This window comes from Crossiella cryophila (genome assembly GCF_014204915.1).
In the GTDB taxonomy this organism is placed as follows: domain Bacteria; phylum Actinomycetota; class Actinomycetes; order Mycobacteriales; family Pseudonocardiaceae; genus Crossiella; species Crossiella cryophila.
The window spans coordinates 5987941-6010157 of the sequence record NZ_JACHMH010000001.1; the positions used below are offsets into that span (position 1 = coordinate 5987941).

Sequence of the window (22217 nt, forward strand, 5' to 3'; positions counted from 1 at the left end):
CATGCAGCCCGATCCCTTCGCCGCCTTCGACCGCGGCGACACCCCCCAGGTCGACGACCTGCTCGAGCGGGTCCGCCGTCAGCAGGAGGAGATCGAGCGCATCCAGCGCAACGTGGAGAGCATGCTGGTGCAGGGCCGCTCCCAGCGCGAGGAGGTCAGCGTCACCGTGCAGGGCACCGGCAGGCTCACCGAGGTCACCATCGACCCGAGGGTGCTGCGCCAGGGCGACGCGCGGGCGCTGGGGGAGTACGTGGTGGAGGCGGTCAACGACGGGCTGCGCAAGGTCGCCGAGGCCAGCACCGCCCGGTTCGCGCCGGTGATCGAATCAGCCTCCCGCTCGGAGAACTTCCAGTTCTGACGGCTCCAGCTCTGACAGGACGACACGCATGACGTCGACGGCACGGCGGGTCACCGTGGTGACCCCGCGCGCCCGCATGGACCTGGCGCTGCCCATGGCCAGCACGGTCGCCGAACTCCTGCCCCAGCTGGTCCGCCTGGCCGGGGCCCAGGACCACCCCACCGGACCCGGTCCGGGCTGGGGCCTGTCCCGGCTGGGCGAGGCCGCCCTCGCCCCGGGACTCACCGTGGCCGCCGCGGCCGTGCGCGACGGCGAGGTGCTCTACCTCAGCCCACGCGAACGGTATGAGACCCCGCTGCTCTTCGACGACGTCGTGGACGCCATCGCCAGCTCGGCCACCGCCCGCTCCGGGGCCTGGCAACCCACCGTGGGCCGCACCCTCGGCCTGGCCGCGGCCGCGATCCTGTTCACCGCGGCCACCCTGCTCGCCGTGGCGGCCCTGGCCGGGAACTTCTTCGCCCCCATCGTCACCGGGGTGCTCGCGGTGGCCCTGCTGCTCATCGGCGCCGCCCTCACCAGGGCCTACGCCGATGAGAGCGCGGGCAGCACCTGCACCGCCACCGGCGCCGGCGCGGCCCTCCTGGCGGGGATGACCGCGCTGCCACCGCACAACCCGCTGCCGCTGCGCCCGGACTCCCTCGCGCTGGGCCTGGCCGCGCTGACCCTCTACGCCGCCATCGCCGCCGTGCTCCTGGCCCACCGCCTGGCCTGGTTCGGCGCCCTGGCCACCGCCGCCGCCCTCGGCGCGCTCACCGCGGCCACCGTGCTGCTCTTCGACCTCCAAGCCGTGCACGCCGCCGCGGTCGCCCTGCCCGTGGCCACCGCACTGGGCGCCGCGGCCCCCATGATCGCGCTGCGCTTCGCCCGGCTGCCCATGCCCACCGTGCCCGCCGACATGAAGTCCTTCCGCGCCGATGAGAAACCCGCCCTCGGCCCGGACGTGATGGGCCAGACCACCGCCGCCGAGGAGATCCTCACCGGGCTGCTCGCCGCCTTCGGCGCGGTCGTGCTCGGCAGCGCCGTGGTCCTGATCAAGTCCCCGTCGATGTGGCCCGCGCTGCTGGTCGGCGTGACCGGCCTGGCCTGGATCCTGCGCTCCCGCAGCTACGCCGGCACCCTGCAACGCATCGTCGTCGTGGCCGCCGGCCTGGGCGCGCTCGGCGTGCTGGGCGTCTGGCTCGGCAACGCCCTGCCCACCCCGTGGCTGCTGGCCGCCGCCGCCGTGCTCGCCGTGGCCGGGGGAGTCTCGGTCAGCTACGTCGGCCGGGTCGTGCGCGGCAAGCACTCCCCACAGGGCGCCCGCCTGCTCGACGCCCTGGAGTACACCCTGCTGATCTCGGTGGTGCCCCTGGCCGGCGCGGTCCTGGGCGTCTACAACGCCATCCGCGACGCCGTGGGCTGACCCAGCCCCACCCGCCCCGAAAAAGCCCTTTCGCAGTGGCAAAAATCTTCATGCTCCCGATAACTTCAGTGTCGGATGAGATCAATCATCGGACCACCAGAACCCCCAACCCAAGAGCGCACCGGGCGGAACGGTTAGAGTGATCGCGTGTCGAACAGGCAAAACGGTGGACGCCGGCACGACATCCTCGGCGCGACGATCGAACACATCCGCACCAGGGGAATCGCTGCCACACGGCCCGCGGACATCGCGGCCTCGCTGGGTATCAGCACCGCGTTGGTCTTCTACCACTTCGGCACCATCGAGAACCTGATCACCGAGGCGTTCTCCGCCGCCGCCGAGCACGACCTCGGCCGCCTGGAGGAACTCCGCGCCGCGGGCAGCGCCCTGGTCCGGCTGTCCTCGGTGCTGCGTTTCTACGCCCCCACCGGCGACGCCGCGGGCTGGGTGCTCTGGATCGAGGGCTGGGCCGCCTCCCTGCACGATGACAACCTGCGCAAGGTCGCCCAGAACCTGGACCTGCGCTGGCGGGCCGTGGTGGAGGAACTCATCGGCGAGGGCGTGGCCGACGGCGAGTTCGTCTGCCCCGACCCGCGTGGCGCGGCCTGGCGGATCACCTCGCTGCTCGACGGCCTGGCCGTGCAGCTGGTCGCCCGCCAGGGCACCGTGCGGCCGGAGGACCTCACCGGGTGGCTGCACGAGGCGGTGGCCAGGGAACTGGGCATCAGCGCGGACAAACTCAGCGCGCTGGTCTGAGCGCTCTGCTACGGTCTGCCGCATGCAGCGCGCCAACGTCACCACGACGCCGGAGATCGTCCCGGCGCGCTGACAGCATTGACTTGACGCGAAGCCCCGGGGCGGGTGCCCCGGGGCTTCGCCATGTGGTCACCCGCTCGCCCACCAGCGAGGAGACCACGATGCCCGATCACCGCAAACTCGGCCGCGAGCTGAACCTGTTCGACTCCGACCCGCTCATCGGCGCCGGTCTGCCGTACTGGCTGCCCGACGGCGCGATCATCCGGCACGAGCTGGAGGAGTACGTCCGCGCCGCCGAGATCCGGGCCGGCTACCAGCACGTCTACTCCCCGGTGCTGGCCAAACGCGAGCTGTACGAACGTTCCGGGCACTGGGCGCACTACCGCGAGGACATGTTCCCGCCCATGGACCTCGGCGGCGAGCAGGTCGTGCTGCGGCCCAGCCTGTGCCCGCACCACGCGCTGATCTACCGCTCCCGCGCGCACAGCTACCGCGAACTGCCGTTGCGGATGGCCGAACTCGGCGGCATGTACCGCGCCGAACTCTCCGGCGTGCTGGGCGGTCTGACCAGGGTGCGCGCCATCCAGCTCAACGACGCGCACCTGTTCTGCACCCCCGACCAGGTCGCCGCCGAAACCGCGGGCGCGCTCGCCCTGATCCGGGAAGCCTATGCGGCACTGGACATCCAGGACGCCCGCTACCGGCTGTCCCTGCCCGGCCCCGGCGGCAAGTACGTGGCCGACCCCGAGTTGTGGCAGCGCGCGAGTGCGGTGCTGCGCGAGGTACTGGACGAGTCGGGCCTCGACTATGAGGCGGTCGAGGGCGAGGCCGCCTTCTACGGCCCGAAGATCGACGTCCAGATCCTCGACAGCGCCGGCCGCGAGTCCACCCTGTCCACCGTCCAGGTCGACTTCTACCAGCCGGAGCAGTTCGATCTGCACTACATCGGCGCCGACGGCGGCAAGCACCGCCCGGTGATGGTGCACCGCAGCGTGATCGGCAGCGTCGAACGCGCCGTGGCCCACCTCATCGAAGGCCACGGCGGCGCGTTCCCCGCCTGGCTCGCCCCCCGTCAGGTGGCCATCCTGCCCATCTCGGCGGCGGAGGAACCCGCCGCCCACGACCTGCTGGGCCAGTGCCGGGCGGCGGGCCTGCGCGCCGAGGTGATCAGCGCGGGGGAGGGGTCCCTGGGGGCCCGCGTCCGGAATGCCCGCCTGGTCCCGTATCAGGCGGTGCTGGGTGCCAGGGAGGTCGCCGAAGATCGGGTCGCGCTGCGCCTGCGTGACGGCCGTCGCCTGGACGCCATGCCGGTGGCGGAGTGTTTGCGCAGGGTACGGGCGGTTGTCGAGGCTCACAGTCCGCGGCTCTGGGATAATGCGTGATGCCTGGGTATACCTGTCCAGTTCCCGTCAGAACCGGCGGGCGGCGGTTGACACCGGCCAGCGGTGATCGATACTAAGCTGACTGTCTGGTCAGTCAGCCGGGTTCCGTCGTGGTGAGGAGTGGTCCATGGTCGAGGTCGTCCAGCAGCCGGTCGCCCCGGCCGAGGAGCAGGTCGGTCCGCGTCCGCCGCTGCTCGAACTGACCTGGACCGACCCGATCACCGGCAAACGCGGTTTCCTGGTCATCGACCGCCTGGTCCGCGGTGTGTGCAGCGGCGGCCTGCGCATGCGCGAGGGCTGCACGCTGGCAGAGGTCCGAGGGCTGGCCCGCGGCATGACCGCCAAGGAAGCCCTCAACTACGACCCCGAGGCCCGCTACCTGCCCCTGGGCGGAGCCAAGGGCGGCATCGACTGCAGTCCGTATGACCCGGAGTCCAGGGCCGTCCTGCGCCGCTACCTGCAGGCGGTCCGCCCGTACCTGGAACGGTCCTGGACCACCGGGGAGGACCTCGGCCTGCGCCAGGACACCCTGGACGAGGTCGTCGCCGAGGTCGGCCTGCGCAGCTCCATCCAGGCGGTGTTCCCGCTGCTGGACGACGAACCCGCCGCCACCCAGCGCCTGGCGGATGCCTTCGCGGTGAAGGTCGACGGCATCTCCCTGGACGAGCTGGTCGGCGGCGCCGGCGTGGCCCAGGCCGCCCTCACCGCCATGGCGGAGCTGGGCCTGCCCCAGGAAGGCGCCAGGGTGGTCGTCCAGGGCTTCGGCTCCATGGGCGGTGCCACGGCGAGGTTCCTGGCCGAGGCTGGCCTGCGCGTGGTCGGCATCGCCGACGTCCACGGCACCATCGCCAACCCCGAAGGCCTTGACGTGGAACGCCTCCTGCTCACCAGAGACCCCTTCGGCGCCGTCGACCGCACCCAGCTCCGCCCCACCGACCAGGAACTCCCCAGCGAAGCGTGGCTGACCCTGGCCACCGAGGTCCTGGTCCCCGCCGCGATCTCCTACTGCGTCAACACCGCCAACCACACCCGGGTCGCGGCCAGACTCATCGTCGAAGCCGCCAACATGCCGGTGACCCCCGAGGCGGAAACGGCCCTGGCCGCCAGGGGAGTGGTGGTCATCCCCGACTTCGTGGCCAACTCCGCCACCAACTCCTGGTGGTGGTGGACCCTCTTCGGCGACATCAACCCCAACGCCCCCGAGTCCTTCACCAAGGTCCGCACCCAGATGCACCGCCTGGTGACCCAGATCCTCACCAGATCCCGCACCACCGGCGAACTCCCACGCACCGCGGCCACGGTCATGACCACCGAGAACCTAGCCGCCATCGAAGCCCGCTTCGGCTGACCCCAGCCCAGCCCAGCCCCGTTCAGCCGCCCAGCTCCAACCATTCCCCAACGGCCAACACCCGCGCCCGCCCCCCGGCATGCGCCCGAAACTCCGCCGCCGGATCACCGACCTCGACATAACCCGAGACCTTGTCCGGCTGCTCAGCCTCGTAGTGCATGGGAACCGCGTACCGGGCATCAAGGATCTCCGCGGCCACCGCGGCCTGCCGAGGATCCATCGCGGCGGTCAACGGACTCGGCGGCCGTAAGTGCGGCGCGTCCACCACGGCGCCATTGGCAGGCAGGAACACCGCGTCAAAAGGCCCAAACCGACGCGCGATCAGCCACCAGTACCCATGAAACATCGTGTCCCCACCATGAAAAACCCGCCGCCCATCCCCCTGCACCACCCAGCTGACCTGCGGATCACCCAACCCGTCAACGGCAGGCACAGCGGTAACCCGAAACGGCCCAACCTCCCAACTCGACCACTCACCCACAACCGAGGCGGCCAACCCACACCGAACCAGCTCCCGCTCCACCGGCACCGTGGTCACATTGTCCACCTCATCCCCAAAACCAACCCCCGGCCGCAACACCGGCGCCCCCACCGCCAGCACCTCGGCGAGCGCGCCCGCATCGGCATGATCCCGATGCAGATGAGTAAGCAACGCAACGGAAACCTCCCCACCCGGCGCCACCAACCCCGCCCCATCCCCCCACCCGGTGAACAACGGCGAAAGATCCCGCACATAGTCGATCACCAGCCGCACACCCCCCACCTCAACCTCCACCCCAGCCCACCCCAACCGCCGAACCCGCATCGCCCACTCCTTCATCCCGGTTGCTGCCGGGAAAGTTAGCGTACGACCGTCCTCTAAATCAATAGCGAACGCACGTACACTATCTTCGTCGCGGGTCGCGGGTCGCGGGTCGCGGGTCGCGGGTCGCGGGTCGCGGGTCGCCGCGGCGCTCGGCGGCCGCGGCGCAGGCCACCCGGGGCCGGGTCCTCGGTCGGGCCGCTGATATGGCCTCCGCGGGAGGACTCGACGGCATCGCCATCGGGCGGCCCGCCGAGGAACTGGAGCTGGGCAAGTCCGGGGTGCACAAGCATTTCGGCACCAAGGAGACGCTGCAGGTTTCCACCCCAGACACGGCGTTCGTGGGCTTCTGGCATCGGGTGGTCGAGCCCACGCTGACCGAGCTTCCGGGCCGTCGGGCCGCTGGGCAGTCGAGCCGCCGGGGCTGCAAGCTGCCAGGTCTGCGAGCCTCCGCGGCTGCGGCGGCTGCGCGCGGTGCGTGAGAAGTCGATGGGCTACCTGGAGGCGCCATCGCTGCCCGGAGGTTGCCTGATGACCGCGGCGCTCAACGAGTACAACGGCCGCCCCGGTCAGGCCCGCAACGCGGACAGCCGGTGCGATCAATCGCCACTAACCTGACACACCCGCAACGCGCGCCCGCAACGACGACGGCCGGGGCAGTGGCGCGCTGATCACCGGGGCCAGCCTGATCCCGCGAGTCGGCCGACGTCCAGCGGCCGCTGCACGCCGATGGCGCTTGCCGGGCTCACCGCCCCCTGCCACCGCACGCTCCGCGCGCGAGTCCTATCCCGGGCGACTGCCACAGCTGCCACCGGCCAGCTCGCCACCCTGGGGGAGTCCAGCCTTGTGGGTCCCAGGCCGGGGGAGTCGCTGTGCCTGCTGCGTGCCTCATGCCGTGTCCGTGGCCCGTGCCGGGTCCGCCGCCGCCACCGTTCCTCTGCGGAACGCAAAAACCCCGGTTTTGGTTGCCTTGACGTCTGGATCTTGTCGCCTGATCGGGTGAGGACCGGCTCGGCTGGTCTTGCTGGGGGAGTGTGCGTTCGTCAGGTAAGTGCTGGTCAGTGCACCTACTATACCGCATTCCTGCCCTCTCGATTCCTGGCTGTGCATCGCCGCCAGCCGACAAACCGGCGCTGGCTTGTGTTCGGGAACAGACAGGTCCTGGCGGACGTCACCAACAAAAGGTCATCTCCTCCGATAATTTCAGTGACAATCGAAATTAATCCACCTCAACCTAAAATCAGACCCACCCCCGCCCAGACCAACCCCAGGCCCGCCTCGACCTGGTGAAGCTGACAACGCTGGGGCAAAGCAGGAAGCCGAGAATCCCGAGGACCGCAGGAGCAAGCAACCAAACCGCAGGAGCAAGCAACCAAGCAGCCCAGGCGATCAAGCACCCCAAACGGCCAAGCAGCCCAGCGACCACGAACCCAAGCCGCCGCGAAGGTGAAAGGTCACCAACCAAAGCCCAAGAAGCCAAGAAGTGCACCCGCATGCCCGCGCAAGCCCAACTCAAGCTGATCAAGGAGGTCCTCCGCCTAGCCGCCACCGCCGACATCGAATACGCCTACGCAGCGGCCAGGCAATGGACTTCGCGCTGGGCCGCATCACCCGACCTCACCTGGACGCCGACTTCCTCGCCTGGACCGAGGACGCCGTCCACCTCTCAGACACCCTGCGCCGCAACGGATTCACCCCAACCCCCGGCCCGCCCCGGAACAACAGCTCAACTTCGTCAAACACGACGAAGACCTCAGCTTCGCCCTACTCGCCCTGGACCCCACCGGCCCCCGACCGTCGCAGGTGGACCGTGGGCTGGCGCGCCGTGATCGAAAGGTGTTGTCGCGCAACAAGTTGGCCGGATCGGCGAGCGGACAGCGCCGATCATCTCGACAGCGCGGATGCTGCCGAGCTGGGTTCCGGGTCGGGCCCGGCGGGAGAAGGACCTCCTGGACCTAACTCCGCTGGAGGCGGCGCAGGGCGAGGTAGCCGCCGATGGCGGGGATGAAGGCGAGTAGGCGGGTTCGGGGTGGGGTGTTCTCGCGGAGCAGGCAGGCGGCGATGACCAGCAGATAGGCCGTTCCGTGCAGTGGGCCGGTCAGGGCGCTGACGGGGCGCCAGTGCACGGTGACCAGGTTGAGCAGCAGGACGGCGACGGTGATCATCTCGGCCAGGGCGGCGTAGCGCAGCAGGCGCATCTCAGGCTCCGGTGGTGGAGCCGGGGCGGACGATCATCAGGACCACGACCACCGCCCACAGCAGGTTGAACACGCCGGTGCCCATCCGCAGCCGGCTCAGCAGGCCGCGCCACGGCTGCTCGCCGCCGGCCTGGGGCAGGGCGTTGACCAGGGTGGTCTGCGCGGGCACTACCACCAGCGCGAGCACCGCCGCGGCCAGCGCGGTCAGGAAGATCGAGACGATCAGCCAGACGTCGCCGAGCACCTTCATCTGCACCGCGGTGGCCAGGCCGAAGACGGGCACCACGATCCCGGCGACCAGGTAGCCGCGGGTGATCCGCCGCAGCAGCAACGTCACCGGCACCGCACCGGCCTCCGCGCGCAGGGCCGCGCCGGCGTAGCGGGGGAACAGGCTGGCGGCGACGGTGACCGGGCCGATGAGCACGATGGCGGCCAGCACGTGCACGCTGAGCAGGAACTTCGTCATCGGCTCAGCCCGCCAGGGCTGCGTTGGCCCGCCATACCACGCCACGGCGTTCGTGCTCGAACAACGTTTCCACGGCGATCGCCGTTTCCGCGCCGTGGAAACGCTCGACCAGGTGGAGCGCGAGGTCCAGGCCGGAGGTGACGCCACCGGCGGTGACCAGGTCGCCGTCGTCGACCACTCGGGCGGGGATCGCGGTGGCGCCGAAGTCGGCGAGGCGGGCCATGCCGCTGCGGTGGGTCACCGCGGGGCGGTGGGCGAGCAGGCCCGCCGCGCCCAGGAGCAGGGAGCCGCCGCAGACGGAGGCGAGCACGGTGTCCGGCCGGGCGGCGAAGGTGTGCAGTGCCTGGTGCAGTTCGGGGGTGAGGGCGGCGATGAGGCGCTGGGTGATCTCGGCGGCGTCGGCGGCCATGGAGCCCGCGGTGCCGGGCACGATCAGCAGGTCGGCGCGGTCGGGGTCCAGTGCCGCTTGGGCGTGCAGGGTGACGCCGGTTCCGCTGAGCACCGGCCGGGCCGTGCCGACGGTGACCAGTTCGGCGGTGAGCGGGCCGGGCGCGTACTGGCTCGCGGCGGCGAAGACCTCGTGCGGGCCGAGCGCGTCGAGTGGGTCGACGCCGTCGAACAGGACGATCTGGACGAGCATGGTGATCCTTTCCCCTCTGGGTTGGTGACCACCTTGGCCTGTGCCGGGCCAGGAGAGGAGTGGCTGGAAAGCCAATAAACACCGAGTTTCAGCCACCTCGCTGAGCTGCGGTGATGGGTAGGGTGGGGCCTTATGCGGGTGGTGGCCATTGTGGCGTTGAACGATGTGGTGCCCTCAGATCTGGCCATTCCGTGCGAGGTGTTCGAGCGGACCCGGCTGCCCGACGGGCACCCGGCCTACCAGGTGCGGGTGTGCTCGGCCGGTGGTGTGGTGGACGCCGGGTTGTTCGAGTTGCGCACCCGCTGGGACCTGAGCGGACTGGCCGGTGCGGACACCGTGATAGTTCCCGGCGTCCGCGATGTCACCGTTCCGGCTGATCCCGCGGTGCTGGCCGCCCTGCGCGTGGCCGCGGCGGCCGGGGTGCGCATCGCCTCGGTCTGTTCGGGGGCGTTCGTGCTGGCCGAGGCCGGTTTGCTGGACGGGGCGCGGGCCACAACGCACTGGCTGGGCGCGGCCGCGCTGGCGGCCCGCTATCCCTCGATCGAGGTCGATCCGGATGTGCTTTTTGTGGACAACGGGCAGATCCTGACCTCCGCGGGCGCGGCGGCCGGTATGGACCTGTGCCTGCACATGGTGCGCAAGGATCACGGCGCCGCGGTGGCCGCCGACATCGCCAGGGTCTCGGTGATGCCGCTGGAGCGCGCGGGCGGGCAGGCCCAGTTCATCGCGCACTCCGACCCGGCCCCCGACGGTGGTTCGCTGCAACCGTTGCTGGTGTGGCTGGCGGAGAACCTGGAACGGCGGCTGAGCCTGGTCGAGCTGGCGCGGCAGGCCCGGTTGAGCACCCGGACACTGAGCCGCCGCTTCCGCGAGCAGACCGGCACCACCCCGTTGCAGTGGATCACGCGGGAGCGGTTGCGGCGGGCCCAGCACCTCCTGGAGACCACCGGGCATTCGGTGGACCGGATCGCCGCACAGGTCGGTTTCGGTTCACCGACGGCGTTCCGGGACCGGTTCCGGCTGCTGGTCGGGGTGTCCCCGGCTAGCTATCGGCGGTCGTTCCGTTCGCCGGAGTGAGGATCTTGCGCTCCGCCGCGGTCAGCGGCACCTCGGGCAGGTAGGCGCCGCGCGGGCCGCGCAGGACCTGCCAGATCATCCGTGGGCTGAACAGCCGCAACGGTGAGGCGAGCAGGGTGAGCACGCGCAGGTTGGTGCGCAGGATGTCGGGGCGGCCGGGGATGGCGGCCACCATCCGGTCGGCGTAGCGGTAGTTGAGCCGGGCCAGCTTGCCAGGGGCGCGGCCGGTGGTCGTGGTGTGTGGCAGCCGCAGGTCCTGGGCGGTGGCCAGCCGCCAGGCCGGTTCGGTGACCCTGGCGATGGTGCGCTGGGCGCGGCGGGCCGAGCCGGGCAGCAGCGGGTGGTGGCGCTGCCAGCGCCGGCGCAGCGCGCGGGCGGCCAGCGCGGCGGTGGCCATGCCGTGGCCGTAGATCGGGTTGAAGGTGGCGTAGGCGTCGCCGAGCACCAGCAGTCCGTCCGGCCAGAACCGGGCGCGTTCGTAGAAGTGGCGGTGGTTGGCGGTGTTGGCGAAGCCGTGCGGCGGGGTCAGCGGGGTGGCCGCGGCGACCAGGTCGGCCAGCACCGGATCGGGCAGTCCACGCAGGAACGGCTGGTACTCGGCCTCGGTGGTGGGCGGCGGATCGTGCTTCGGGCCGACCACGGTGACGATCCAGCGGTCGTTCTCGATCGGGGAGAGCATCCCGGCCACCGCGGGGCGGTTGGAGTGCGGGTCGGACTGCACGACCAGCAGCGGGAATCCGGCCGGGGTGCCGGGTGGGGCCTGGTAGACGCGGGTGGAGTAGCGGATGCCGGAGTCGATGTGCTCGCGGTGCACGGTCGGCATCTTGAACTCGGCCAGCCACTCGTGGGTGTGCGAGGAGCGGCCGGTGGCGTCCACGACCAGGTCGGCGGTGAGGCGGCGGGTGTCGGTGGCGCCGCGGTCGCGCAGCCGGACGCCGCTGACCCGGCGGCGATCACCGAGCAGACCGACCACTGTGGCCGGTGCGGCCACGGTGATGCGGGGGTGGGCGAGGACCCGGCGGCGGACCACCCAGTCGGTGAGCGCGCGGCTGGCGCTGAGCACGCCTGCCTCCGGGGACAGGCGTTCGCGCCAGCCGGCGGGGGTGCGCATGAGGATGGTGGTGGGGTGGTTCAGGCGTTGCGCGCCGAGTCCGGTGAGTTCCTCGACGATGCCCGGCAGCAGGTCCTCCAGGGCGGTGTAGCCGCCCTCGACGAAGACGTGCGTGTGCCGGGCCTGCGGGGTGCCCTTGCGGTGTTCGGGGCCCTCGGGCAGCTCGTCGCGGTCGATGATGGTGACCGTGTCGACGTGCTCGGCGAGCACGTGCGCGGCGAGCATCCCGGCGAGTCCGCCCCCGAGGACGACGGCGTGTTGAGTGGGCACTCACCCATCCTGCCACCAGTGGTGGACGGACCGATTACGGTCGGTTGGTGTGATCGATGTGATGTTCGTGCCGTACTCCGCCCACGGCCATGTGAACCCGCTGCTGCCGGTGTTGCGGGAGCTGGTGGCCCGCGGCGCGCGGGTGCGGGTGCTGGTCGGCCCGGCCTTCGCCGAGGCGGTCGCCGCCACCGGCGCGGAGGTCCTCGCGGTGCCGGTGGGGTTCGACACCTGGGTGCCGGACCGCTTCCGCTGGGCCGAGTTGCCGCGGATCGGGCGGGCGGTGAGCACCCGGCTGCGTTCGGACCAGGCGAGCAAAGCGTTGCTGCGTAACGTGATCCGCGCGGATCGGCCGGGTCTGGTGGTGTGGGATGTGATGGGTGGCTGGGCGGGGAGGATCGCGCGGTCGGCCGGGGTGCCCTCGATGGTGTGGAGCACGACGTACGCGGTCAACGACGCGGTGCTGGCCGAGACCGCCCGCCACCGCTACGGCGATCTGGCGGCCGCGCTCGCCGGGCGGGTCGGGCTGAGCCGGTTGCACCCCTCGGGCCGGGGCGTGGATCCGGTGCTGGTGACCACGTTGCCGGAGTTGCAGCCGGAACGGGCGAGTTTCCCGCCGCGCTTCCACTTCGTCGGCCCGCTGCTGCGCGAGCCGGATCGTGGGCCGGATCCGTTGCCGTGGCGGGAGATCGAGGATCGGCCGGTGGTGCTGGTGTCGCCGGGGACGGTGTTCGCGCGCGGCCCGGAGTTCTTCCGCGCGGCCGCCGATGCCTTCGCCGACACCGACTGGCTGGTGCTGCTGGCCACCGGCGCGACCGATCCGGGTGAGCTGGGCTGGTTGCCGGACAACGTGATCGCCCGCCGCCGCCTGCCGCAGCGGGCGGTGCTGGCGCACGCCGAGGTGTTCGTGACCCATGCCGGGATGAACTCGGTGCTGGAGTCCCTGGCGGCGGGGGTGCCGATGGTGGTGACGCCGAGGGCGGGGGATCAGAAGGGGACGGCGCGGCGCCTGGTGGAGCTGGGGGTGGCGGTTCCGGTGGCCGCGCCGGTGCGGGCGGCGGGGTTGTACCGGGCGGTGACGCGGGTGGCCGGGGATGCCGGGATGCGGTCGCGGGCGGCGGGGTTGCGGGAGCGGATCGTGGGGGAGGGGGCGGTGGCGCGGGTGGCGGAACTGGTCGCTGACCGGGTGTGCTGATGCGGTCGCGCACCGCGATCGAGGGCCGGTAGGGTCGGGCGGTAGGGGGTGCTTGGCGATGATCGCGTTTCACAACCGGCTTGACGAGCTGGACCAGGTACGGGCGTGGCTGACCGGGTCGCGGCGGTGGGTGGCGCTGACCGGTCCGGCCGGTATCGGCAAGTCGGTGCTGCAGGCGGAACTCGCCTACCGGCTGGGTGAGGACTTCGATCGGGTGTTGTTCGGCTCTTTCGAGGGAGACGTGCCGCCCGCTGACGTCTACGCCGAGTTGCTGCGGCAGCTGGGAGTGGCCGAGGACGACATCCCGGTGGGTGATCCGGCGCGGATCGCGCTCATCCGCCGCGAGTGCGCGGGGTCGCGGGTGCTGGTGGTGCTGGACGACGTGCGTGTCGCGGGTCAGTTCACCGGATTGTTGCCCGCGCTCAAGGGATGCGCGGTGCTGCTGTCCTGTCGGCAGAAGCTGGAGGCGTTGGCCTTCCACGGTTTCGCCGAGTTGCGGCTGGCCGAGTTCAGCGAGGACGCCGCGGTGGAGATGGTCAGTTCGATGATCGAACGGGCCGGGGAACCCGCCGAGGTGCGCGAGCTGGTCGAGGTGTGCGGCAGGCTGCCGCTGGCCCTGCGCGCGGCAGCGGCCTACCTGCACGCCTGGTCGGAAGTGCCGCTGCGGGAGTACATCGCGCGGATCCGGCGGGACGGCGCGGGCGGTCTGGAGGTGGACGGGGAGAAGCCGGTCGAGGCGATCCTGCGCGTCACCTTCACCGAGTTGTCCCCGGCGGCCGCGGATGCCTGCCGTCTGCTCGCGTTCCTGCCCGGCACCCGGTTCGGCCTGTTCACCGTGACCGAGTTGCTGGGACTGGAGGAGGCGGCCCGGGACGCGGTGCTGCGGGAGCTGGAACGGGCGTTCGTGCTCCAGCGGGAGCAGACCCGGTTCTCCTGGCACCGGCTGACCGCCCAGTACGCCGAGTCGGTGGCGCGGGCCTACCTGGTCGAGCTGCCCGCGGAGATCGTGCGGATCCAGACCGGCATCGTCGAAGGGCACGCCCGCCGGACGATCGCGCTGGCCAAGGCGCTCTACTCGCAGCGGGAGCTGGAGGGGCCGCTCGCCGTGGAGATCCCGGCGGCCGAGGTCACCGCCGAGGTCGCGCGGCGGGAGTTGGACGCGGACGCGGTGACCCTGCGCGAGATGCAGGCGCTGGCGCAGCGGCTCGGCCGGGGTGAGCTGATCTGGCAGGTCAGCCACGCGTTGTGCCGCTGGTACTACGACACCAACCGCTATGAGGAACTGGTCGACACCCGCCGGTTCGCGCTGTCGGTGACCGAGGATCCGTTGGCGCGCATGGTGTTGCTCAACGAACTGGGCCACGGCTACGAAGGTCTGGGCCGCCCAGCCGAGGCCACCGCCGCCTTCGAGGACTCCCTGACCCCGGCCCGCGAACTCCGGCACCCGCGCTACCTGGCCGCCTGCCTGGAAGGCCTCGGCCTCGCCGCCGAACAGTCCACCCACTACGCCAAGGCCGACGCCCTGCTCGCCGAAGCCGAGGAAACCGCCACGGGCCCCACCCGCCCCCGCTCGTTGGCCCTCTACGCCATGCACCGCGGCCGCATCGCCCGCAAAGCAGGCGACCCGCACACCGCCGCCGCCAAACTCGACGAGGCCAAGTCCCGCTTCGCCGACGCCGACACCGGCAACCTGGCCCGAATCCGCCTGGAACGAGCCCGGGTCCACCGCGCCCTTGGCGAGCGGACCGAGGCGGAAACCGCGTACCGGGACGCCCTGGACCAGCTGATCGCCGCCAAGATCCCGGACAAGCAGGAAGAGGCCCAGACTGAACTCGACGACCTGCGCCGAGAACTGGACGAACAGCGCTGACCCGCCCCCGCCCCCGCCCCACCCCGTCACTCGAACCGCAGCACCACCCCGGCCAGCTCGACGAGCCGCCGCCCACCCAGCACCGCCGCGTACGCCACCGAAGCCCAGCACACCGGATCATCGGCACCCGCCGCGACGAACACGGCTTTGTCCCCGGTCCGGGTGAGAATCCAGCAGTTCCGGCCATCCACCACCGCGGCCACAACAGCCCCCGGCCGAGCCGCTAAGGTAAGGGAAAGCCACTCCTCCGGAGTCTCCCGCAACTCGCTGAACTGGATGAACAGCACATCAGCCGCGTTGCGCAGGCCGGGCAGCGGGTGGTCGGCGTGGACAGCGAGATGAGCGTGGTCCGGAGCCTCGGTTAGCTCGGCCGGGTGACGCGACAGAAACGCGAAGGCAACCAAATCGCCTGTTTTTGCGTTCCGCAGAGGAACGGTGGCGGCGGCGGACCCCGCAAGGGGCGGCATCAGCGAGCAGGTCACCCAGGCGGCGTGGAGCACGGGCCGTGGGGTGGGGGATCCGGCCGGGATGCCGGCGATCGGCCGGACGTCGGTGATCGGATTGGCGCCGGGGTGACTGGTGCCGAGCTGGCTGCCGACGGGGTGATCGACGCCGATGGGCTGGTCGGCATCGCCGGGCCGGTCGCGCCGGAGCGGATCGGCCCCCAGGTCTACGGCGTGAGGCCCCGCGGCTGGGCGCCCCGCGCTCGCCGTGGTGGTGGTGAGCGCGGCGGGCGAGCCGGGCGTGCCAGGTGGGGCGAGCCAGCGGTGTGCGCTGAGCGCGCTGGTGGCTCCCAGCGCACTGGTGGCGCTGGCCGCGCCAGGTGCGGCGGGTGCGCCAGGCGCGCTGGTGGCCGATGGCGGCGGCAGGACCGGGACCGGCGGTTCGGTGGGTGGTTCCGGCAGGTGGAGCAGGCGGTAGCAGAGCGCTCGCAGCAGCCGCGCCGACTCGCCGGGCGCCGAGGTCACCAGCTCCGCCACCTCGGCGTAGCGGCCGCCAGCGCGCGGATCCTGCCCGGCCTCGCCTGGAGCCGCGCTGGCCACGGGACTTGCCAGGCTCGCGGAATCGGCAGAACCCTCGGCACCTGCGGGGCTCGCGGCCCATGCGACGCTCGCGGGGTTCGCTGGATCGTGGCTGGACGCGCCGCTGGAGCGCCCTCGGCGGCCCGAATCCCCATCACCCGCCTGACCCCGAACCAGCCCCACGACCGGCGCCCGGTGACCGGCGATGGCGCGCTCAAGCTGAGGCCGCAGCGCCACCGCGAGATCCAGGCGAGGTGCGAGTTCGCCGAGGCGGGCGACGGGGGAGCCCGGGGCCACACGGTCGGCGGGGAAGGTGGCCAGCAGGACCGGGCGGTCCAGGGCGGCGGCGTAGCAGGTCACCGAGCCGTGGTCGCCGATGACGAGGTCCGCGGCCAGGAGGGTGGCTCGCCAGCCTTCGTGTTCGGGGAGTAGGAGCAGGCCGGCGCGGAGGCAGTCGGCGAGCCAGGTTCGGACTTGTTGGGGGCCGTGGTGGTGCCAGATGTTGGGGTGCAGGATCAGGGCCAGTTGGTGGGTGTCGGCGGGGAGTTCGGCCAGCAGGCGGCGGATCAGGTCCGGGGTGGCGAACAGGGCGGTGTCGGACCAGGTCGAGGTGATCGCGATCAGGGTCCGGCCGGTGGGGGCGGCCAGGGCGGCGCGGTAGCGGGGGGTCAGGTGGCGGCTGGCGAGCATGCGGTCGTAGCAGGGGTCGCCGGCGAGCACGGCCGCTGGGCGGGCGGCGGGGGTCAGGCGGGTGATTTGTTCGGGGTGGGAGAAGACGAGGGCTTTGGCGAAGGGGGCGCCGTCGCGCAGGACCCACTCGTCGGAGAGGCCGAAGACGTCCTCCGGTGGGGGAGTGGCGCCGGGGTGGAGTGGGTCAGGGGAGTGCGCTTCGCCGGAGAGGGCCGGGGCTGGTGGAGGTTCGGTCGGGTCCGCGATTTCGGCCGCGGCCGGGATTGGGGCTGCTGTCGCGGTGGCCGCGATTCGGGATTCGGGATTCGGGATTCGGGATTCGGGATTCGGGATTCGGGTGACTTTTTAGTATAGCCGATTCCGTGGGACAAGATCACCAGCGGCGCGCTGACCTGGTCGATCCCGGCATGGTGGCTCGCGGTGACAGCCAGGTCGAACGGCGCGGCGCACGCTTCCGCCCAGGGCATGGTGAGGAAGCCGTGGTTTTCCAGGAATTCGGGGAGGCCGTGGCGGAAGGGGTCGGTTTCCGGCCAGGTGAAGGTGATCTGGACCCGGAAATCGGATTCGAAGATCGGGAGGATGTCCAGCAGGCGGGTGGCGGTGGTGAGGTTGTGCGCGATGAACAGGACCCGGCGGCGGATCGGGACCGTCAGCCACTTCGACGCCGCCGAAACGGGGGCGGGGAGCGGGTGGTGGTCGGGGTCAGGCTGGGCCGGCACGCCCAGACCGTAACCGAACCCGGGTCACAGGTTGTCGGGGTCGGGTACGCGGAAGCTGTGGGCGGGGAAGCCCGCGGTGGACAGGATGTGCACGGGGGCGTAGGTGTCGCCGATCCAGACCGGGCGGATGGCCAGGCCGGTGATCTCGCCGGTGATCTCCGGCAGCAGTCGCGCCCCGCTGCAGCGGGCCGAGAGCGGGTGACGGTGGTGCCGGGGGTTCTGCACCAGATCGAAGCAGGCCAGGGTGTTCACGCCGTCGGGGCCGCTGGCGACCAGGAGCAGGCGGCGGTTGGGGGTGAACACGCCGCCGCGGATGTGGGTCAGCGGCAGCGGGCTGGGGCCCAGGTCGATGTCCCAATAGGGGAGGTGGCTCAGGGTGGTGGGGTCGTAGGCGCGCAGGGTGCGCGGGTGGTGGGTGGCGCTGGTGTAGAGCAGGCCGAGTTGGTTGCCGCACCAGGTGAACAGGCCCTCCTCCGGCAGTTCCCTGGCGGGCAGCCAGCTCTGGGCGGTGCCGTCGGGGCGTAGTCGCCAGATGCCGGCGGGGCCGGTGACGGGGACGTCGAGGTGGCCGCGGTGGGAGACCGGGGCGCCGAAGCTGCCCGCGGTGGCCAGCACGGGCGGGGCGGGGTGGAGCAGGCCGAGGTTCTCGCCGTCGTGGGCGTGCGCGCCCAGGGCCCGGCCGCCGGGTGCGCTGGTGGGCAGGTACCAGCAGACGTGGTCGCAGCACACGGATCCGGTGCGGACCTCGGTCCAGTCCGACACCTCGGGGGACGCCAAGCCGGGCGGCTGGGTTTCTGTGCTGTACTCGGCCATGACGGTCCTTCCGCGCCGGCGCTGACATGGGGGAGGCGCCCGCCACCCCCAAGCGCGGGCGACTCCACCACATCAAGCTTCTGTCATCGGTGTGCGCCCGTGCGTCGTGGAAACTACGGACATCGGGCGCGTGGGCGGCGGTTTTACAGCTCGATCGGCTCCGGCACGGCCAGTCCGTGTGCGCCGCCGTGCGCGGTGAGCACGTGCAGCGGCGTGTACTCCCCGCCGTGCCACCACGGCCGCAGCACCAGACCGGTGGCCTGGCCGGGCACCTCGGGCAGCAGGCGGGCGCCGGTGCACACCCCGACCGGGTGGAGCTGGCCGGGCACGTGCAGCAGGTCGAAGCAGAACACCGCGTTCGGGTCGGCGGCGATGAGCAGGACGCGGGAGTTCGGGGTGAGCAGGCCGCCGCGGATCCCGGTCAGCGGCAGTGGGGTCGGACCGAGTGGGATGTCCAGGTCGGGGTCCGGGGTCAGTGACCGCGGGTGGTGGGCGCGCAGCCACCGTGGGGTGGCCGGATCCACGGTGTAGTGAACTCCGTCGTGGGTTCCGAGCACGCCCGGTTCGGGCAGTTCTTCGGGCAGACCGGGGTTGCCGGTCGGCGCCCAGGTCGCCACATGCGGGACGGGGCGCAGCGTGCCCAGGTCGTGGCCGACGAATGTGCTGGTCATGGCGGATCCCTCCCGGACTGGTGGCACCAGCGAATGCTCGTCGCATTCCGGGGTTGGTCGCGTCGGTGTAACTACGTACATCCGGCGATCGGGTGAACTTTCACCACACGTCGCCCACTCGCCAGTCGCAGGTCAGCCCGCTCGTGCGATCCAGTGCCGGACCAACGGGCAGGACGTGGACGGCGTCGTCCTCCGCCGGGGTGCGCACGATCCCGGCGGGGGTGAGCGCGAAGGTCGGTCCCAGCCAGGGTAGCCAGCCGCGGCCGCGGTAGAGGCGCTGGGCGTCCTGCGCCGCGCCGAGCGCGCCGAGTTCGTAGCCCTCGCGGATGATCCGTTCCAGGGGTGCCATCAGCCGGCCACCGTGGCCCTGGCGCTGGTGGCCGGGGTGCACGGCGACGCCTTCGACGTAGCCGGTGCGCAGCACCCGGTCGCCGTGGAGGAGTTGGCGTTGCACCACCGAGGCGTGCCCGATCAGCGTGCCCTCGGCGTGGAGCAGCGCGTGCATCCCGCCCAGGGAGTGCGAGAAGTCCTCGTCGGTGAACTCGCCGTCGAAGGTCAGGTCCAGCAGCTCCCGCAGCGCGTGCCGGGTCCGGGCGTCCAGGTCGGCGGTGTGCGCCACCCGCAACTCAGTCATCGGCGAGGTCCTGGGCGATCCGGCGCAGTCCGGCGGAGAGTTCGGCGGCGCTGGGCGCGGCCTCGGGGTCGATCAACCACTGGGCCAGGATGCCACTGAGCAGCGCCTGGTGGACCGCGCCGACCTCCCGCGCGTCCCCACCGCCCGCGCCGACGCCCCGCAGCAGGGTGGCCAGGCCGATCCGGGCGTGCTCCATGCCCTGGGCGAGGCCGGCGCGTACCTGGGGCAGTTCGTCGATGAGCGGGAAGATCTCGAAGGTGGCCACCCACATCCGCCGGTGGGTGCGGAAGCTGGTCAGCACCCGCTCCCAGTAGGTCTCGAACCGTTGCCGCGTGGTGGTTTCCGGGTCCAGTTCGGCGGCCAGGGTGGCCTCCAGCTCCTCGCCCCAGTCCCCGATCGCGGCGTAGAGGGCCTGGTTCATCAGCTCCTGGGTGGAGCCGAAGTGGTAGCCGATCGCGGCCAGGCTCACCCCGGAGGCGCCGGCGATGTCCCGGGCGGTGGTGCGGGCATAGCCCTTGTCGTAGAGGCACTTCTTGGCTCCGGCCAGCAGTGATTCCCGGTTGTTGGTCATGGTCACCCTCCTCGGAGCTGATCCAGACGGACGTCTTATACAAACGTACTAGACAGATGTTCTATACGTTCGTATGATTCCGGTCATGACCAAGACCGTGCTCATCTCCGGCGCCAGCATCGCCGGCCCCGCCCTCGCCTACTGGCTGCGCCGCCACGGCTTCCGTCCCACCGTCCTCGAGCGCGCGCCGGCCCCGCGCGAAGGCGGCTACAAGATCGATGTCCGCGGCGCGGCGATCACCGTGTGCGAGCGCATGGGCATCCGCGCGGCCATCGAGGCGGTGGACACCAAGGTCCGCGGCGTCACCTTCGTGACCGCGAAGAACAAGCCGATCGCCACCATGGAGGCCGACTTCATGTACGGCCGCGGCACCGGCGACGCCGAACTCTGGCGCGGCGACCTCAGCCGCATCCTGGTCGCGGCCTGCAGGGAGGAGGTCGAGTTCGTCTACGGCGACTCCGCCACCGCCTTCACCGAGACCGAGCAGGGCGTGCAGGTCACCTTCGAGCACGGCGCGCCACGCACCTTCGACCTGGTCGTGGGCGCCGACGGCCTGCACTCGAACACCCGCGCGCTGGCCTTCGGCCCCGAATCGGACTACCTGCGCCACCTCGGCCGCTACATCTCGATCTTCACCACCCGGCACCACCAGGACCTGGACCGCTGGGAGCTGTTCCACAACGGCGTCGGCGGCACCGCCAGCATCTACCGCACCAGCCCCCGGGACCCGGCCAAGGGCATGCTCATGTTCGGCGCCGGAGACCTCGGACTCGGCCGCGACGTCGCCGCCCAGCAGCAGGCCCTGCGCACCGCCTTCGCCCGCATCGGCTGGCAGGCGCCCAACCTGCTGGCCGAGATGGCCAGCGCGCCGGACTTCTACTTCGACGCCGTCGCCCAGATCCACCTGCCCAGCTGGAGCACCGGCCGGATCGTGCTGCTCGGCGACGCCGGCTACTGCGCCTCACCCGCCTCCGGCCAGGGCACCAGCCTGGCCCTGGTCGGCGCCTACGTCCTGGCAGGCGAACTCGTCAGGCACGCCGACCACACCACCGCCTTCGCCGGCTACGAGCGGATCATGCGGCCCTACGTCGAGGTCAACCAGCGGCTCGGCGTGGACAGCGCCAAGGGCATGATCACCGACACCGCCTGGCAGCGCCGCCTGCGCGGCCTGTCCTTCCGGCTGCTCAAGCTCACCCCCTCCAGCACCCGCAACCGGATCGCGGCCAGGATGCACGAGCAGATCCAGCACGCCGCGCACGCCGTGGACCTGCCCGACTACCCGGTCACCGCGCCCGCCGGGACCCGCTGACTCAGCCCCAGTCCGGTTCGGTCGCCCCGCCCGCGATAGCCGTGACGATCTTGAAGCACTTCATCGCCTCGGTCATGTCCGGCGCGTCGAAACCCACCCGCAGCACCCCGATCTGCTCCACGGTGGGGATCACCGCCGCGGCCATCGCCAGGTGCGCCGCGTCGAACTCCACCTCGATCCGGTGCGGCCCCGGCGCCACCGCGGTGCGCCCGGCCAGGGTCATCGACCGTCGCGCCCCCTCGGTGATCAGCTCCCAGGACCGTGTGGGCGGCAGGCAGATCGCGGCGTAGCGGCTCACGCACTCCTTGACCGCCACCCGCTCGGCCGCCGGCACGTACTCCGCGGCGTCCGCACAGCACCGGTCGTCCCCGGTGATCATGAGCACCGGGACGCCGTGCTCGGCGGCCAGGGCCGCGTTGAGCCTGCCCTCGCTGGCCAGCACCCCGTCCAGCCACACCCCGGTGACGGAGTTTTCCAGGTAGGTGTGCGCCAGCACGCCCTGCTGACCGGCCGCGGCGTGGTAGCCCAGGAACACCACCCCGTCCATCCCGGAGTCGATGCCCTGCATCATCGACAGCGGCTTGTGCCGCCCGGTGAGCAGCCGCGCCCGCACATCCAATTCCTCGATCAGCAGATTCCGCTGCGAGGAGTGGGCCTCATTGACCAGGATGTCGGTGGCGCCACCGGCCATCAGGCCGGCGACGCAGGCGTTGACGTCACCGGTGAACACCGGCCGGAACCGCTCCCAGCCGGGAGAGCCGGGCTTGACGTCGGCGCCCCAGGTCACCCCGGTGACGCCCTCCATATCGGCCGAGATCAGAATGCGCACGGTTGATCACGTTACGACCTGGTCAGTACTTCGCGGTACTCGTTGACTTGTTATGTGGCGAGATGGTTATTTCTTGGCACCAGCCTG

General features: G+C 71.5%; 23 protein-coding genes. 11 read left to right on the plus strand and 12 right to left on the minus strand.

Features of this window, described 5'->3' with window-relative positions; genetic code table 11:
* The first annotated feature begins 1 nt into the window (after window position 1).
* The 5 genes from HNR67_RS26195 to HNR67_RS26215 all read left to right on the plus strand — a co-directional run bounded on the left by HNR67_RS26195 (window position 2) and on the right by HNR67_RS26215 (window position 5246).
* Entirely contained in the window at window positions 2-358 is a 357-nt protein-coding gene (locus HNR67_RS26195) for a YbaB/EbfC family nucleoid-associated protein (RefSeq protein WP_185004873.1), read from the plus strand.
* A 28-nt stretch (window positions 359-386) separates the two neighbouring features.
* Window positions 387-1760 carry a type VII secretion integral membrane protein EccD gene (gene eccD / locus HNR67_RS26200; RefSeq protein ID WP_185004874.1) on the plus strand — a complete coding sequence of 458 codons (1374 nt, stop codon included), beginning with the start codon at window positions 387-389 and terminating at the stop codon, window positions 1758-1760.
* 147 nt (window positions 1761-1907) lie between these two features.
* The gene (locus HNR67_RS46365; protein WP_185004875.1) at window positions 1908-2516 is read left to right on the plus strand and encodes a TetR/AcrR family transcriptional regulator; all 609 of its coding nucleotides are present in this window, start codon (window positions 1908-1910) and stop codon (window positions 2514-2516) included.
* 125 nt (window positions 2517-2641) lie between these two features.
* Entirely contained in the window at window positions 2642-3898 is a 1257-nt protein-coding gene (gene thrS / locus HNR67_RS26210) for a threonine--tRNA ligase (protein WP_185004876.1), read from the plus strand.
* Window positions 3899-4025: 127 nt separating this feature from the next.
* Complete coding sequence (locus tag HNR67_RS26215) at window positions 4026-5246, plus strand: Glu/Leu/Phe/Val dehydrogenase dimerization domain-containing protein (protein ID WP_185004877.1); 1221 nt, start codon at window positions 4026-4028, stop codon at window positions 5244-5246.
* Window positions 5247-5268: 22 nt separating this feature from the next.
* On the opposite strand, the gene HNR67_RS26220 is transcribed toward HNR67_RS26215, so the two are convergent.
* A complete protein-coding gene (locus HNR67_RS26220; RefSeq protein ID WP_312988080.1) occupies window positions 5269-6066 on the minus strand; it encodes an MBL fold metallo-hydrolase in 798 nt (265 codons plus the stop codon).
* 188 nt (window positions 6067-6254) lie between these two features.
* Here HNR67_RS26220 and HNR67_RS44870 point away from each other — a divergent pair, with 188 nt between their 5' ends.
* Window positions 6255-6530: a hypothetical protein gene (locus tag HNR67_RS44870; RefSeq protein WP_246492598.1), complete on the plus strand. Its 276-nt coding sequence runs from the start codon at window positions 6255-6257 to the stop codon at window positions 6528-6530.
* Complete coding sequence (locus HNR67_RS44875; RefSeq protein ID WP_246492599.1) at window positions 6523-6666, plus strand: hypothetical protein; 144 nt, start codon at window positions 6523-6525, stop codon at window positions 6664-6666. The genes HNR67_RS44870 and HNR67_RS44875 overlap by 8 nt, the downstream gene beginning before the upstream one ends.
* A 1337-nt stretch (window positions 6667-8003) precedes the next feature.
* On the opposite strand, the gene HNR67_RS26230 is transcribed toward HNR67_RS44875, so the two are convergent.
* The 3 genes from HNR67_RS26230 to HNR67_RS26240 are packed head-to-tail and all read right to left on the minus strand — an operon-like array spanning window position 8004 to window position 9352.
* Window positions 8004-8246: a hypothetical protein gene (locus tag HNR67_RS26230; protein ID WP_185004879.1), complete on the minus strand. Its 243-nt coding sequence runs from the start codon at window positions 8244-8246 to the stop codon at window positions 8004-8006.
* A gap of 1 nt (window position 8247) precedes the next feature.
* Window positions 8248-8712: a hypothetical protein gene (locus HNR67_RS26235; RefSeq protein ID WP_185004880.1), complete on the minus strand. Its 465-nt coding sequence runs from the start codon at window positions 8710-8712 to the stop codon at window positions 8248-8250.
* A gap of 4 nt (window positions 8713-8716) precedes the next feature.
* Window positions 8717-9352, minus strand: coding sequence for a DJ-1/PfpI family protein (locus HNR67_RS26240; RefSeq protein ID WP_185004881.1), 636 nt, complete (start codon window positions 9350-9352; stop codon window positions 8717-8719).
* Window positions 9353-9484: 132 nt separating this feature from the next.
* Here HNR67_RS26240 and HNR67_RS26245 point away from each other — a divergent pair, with 132 nt between their 5' ends.
* Window positions 9485-10429: a GlxA family transcriptional regulator gene (locus HNR67_RS26245; RefSeq protein ID WP_185004882.1), complete on the plus strand. Its 945-nt coding sequence runs from the start codon at window positions 9485-9487 to the stop codon at window positions 10427-10429.
* Here HNR67_RS26245 and HNR67_RS26250 read toward each other — a convergent pair.
* Window positions 10395-11810, minus strand: a complete 1416-nt coding sequence (locus HNR67_RS26250) for an NAD(P)/FAD-dependent oxidoreductase (protein WP_185004883.1) — start codon at window positions 11808-11810, stop codon at window positions 10395-10397. The genes HNR67_RS26245 and HNR67_RS26250 overlap by 35 nt on opposite strands.
* A gap of 49 nt (window positions 11811-11859) precedes the next feature.
* On the opposite strand from HNR67_RS26250, the gene HNR67_RS26255 reads away from it, so the two are divergent.
* A complete protein-coding gene (locus HNR67_RS26255) occupies window positions 11860-13002 on the plus strand; it encodes a nucleotide disphospho-sugar-binding domain-containing protein (protein WP_185004884.1) in 1143 nt (380 codons plus the stop codon).
* 58 nt (window positions 13003-13060) lie between these two features.
* On the plus strand, window positions 13061-14872 hold the full coding sequence (locus HNR67_RS26260; protein ID WP_185004885.1) for an NB-ARC domain-containing protein: 1812 nt from the start codon (window positions 13061-13063) through the stop codon (window positions 14870-14872).
* A 26-nt stretch (window positions 14873-14898) separates the two neighbouring features.
* Here the strand turns inward: HNR67_RS26260 and HNR67_RS26265 are convergent, their stop codons facing one another.
* The 6 genes from HNR67_RS26265 to HNR67_RS26290 all read right to left on the minus strand — a co-directional run bounded on the left by HNR67_RS26265 (window position 14899) and on the right by HNR67_RS26290 (window position 19992).
* Window positions 14899-16614 (minus strand): hypothetical protein, encoded by a 1716-nt coding sequence (locus tag HNR67_RS26265; protein ID WP_185004886.1) that lies wholly within the window; start codon window positions 16612-16614, stop codon window positions 14899-14901.
* 23 nt (window positions 16615-16637) lie between these two features.
* Window positions 16638-17303: a superantigen-like protein SSL4 gene (locus tag HNR67_RS26270; protein WP_185004887.1), complete on the minus strand. Its 666-nt coding sequence runs from the start codon at window positions 17301-17303 to the stop codon at window positions 16638-16640.
* Between the two features lie 24 nt (window positions 17304-17327).
* On the minus strand, window positions 17328-18116 hold the full coding sequence (locus HNR67_RS26275) for a hypothetical protein (RefSeq protein ID WP_185004888.1): 789 nt from the start codon (window positions 18114-18116) through the stop codon (window positions 17328-17330).
* A gap of 143 nt (window positions 18117-18259) precedes the next feature.
* A complete protein-coding gene (locus tag HNR67_RS26280) occupies window positions 18260-18787 on the minus strand; it encodes a hypothetical protein (protein WP_185004889.1) in 528 nt (175 codons plus the stop codon).
* Between the two features lie 100 nt (window positions 18788-18887).
* Window positions 18888-19421 (minus strand): GNAT family N-acetyltransferase, encoded by a 534-nt coding sequence (locus HNR67_RS26285; RefSeq protein WP_185004890.1) that lies wholly within the window; start codon window positions 19419-19421, stop codon window positions 18888-18890.
* Entirely contained in the window at window positions 19414-19992 is a 579-nt protein-coding gene (locus HNR67_RS26290; protein WP_185004891.1) for a TetR/AcrR family transcriptional regulator, read from the minus strand. The genes HNR67_RS26285 and HNR67_RS26290 overlap by 8 nt, the downstream gene beginning before the upstream one ends.
* A gap of 85 nt (window positions 19993-20077) precedes the next feature.
* Between HNR67_RS26290 and HNR67_RS26295 the strand changes: the two genes are divergently transcribed.
* Window positions 20078-21301, plus strand: coding sequence for an FAD-dependent monooxygenase (locus HNR67_RS26295; protein ID WP_185004892.1), 1224 nt, complete (start codon window positions 20078-20080; stop codon window positions 21299-21301).
* 1 nt (window position 21302) lies between these two features.
* Here the strand turns inward: HNR67_RS26295 and HNR67_RS26300 are convergent, their stop codons facing one another.
* The gene (locus tag HNR67_RS26300; protein WP_185004893.1) at window positions 21303-22130 is read right to left on the minus strand and encodes a M55 family metallopeptidase; all 828 of its coding nucleotides are present in this window, start codon (window positions 22128-22130) and stop codon (window positions 21303-21305) included.
* Window positions 22131-22217 lie beyond the last annotated feature (87 nt).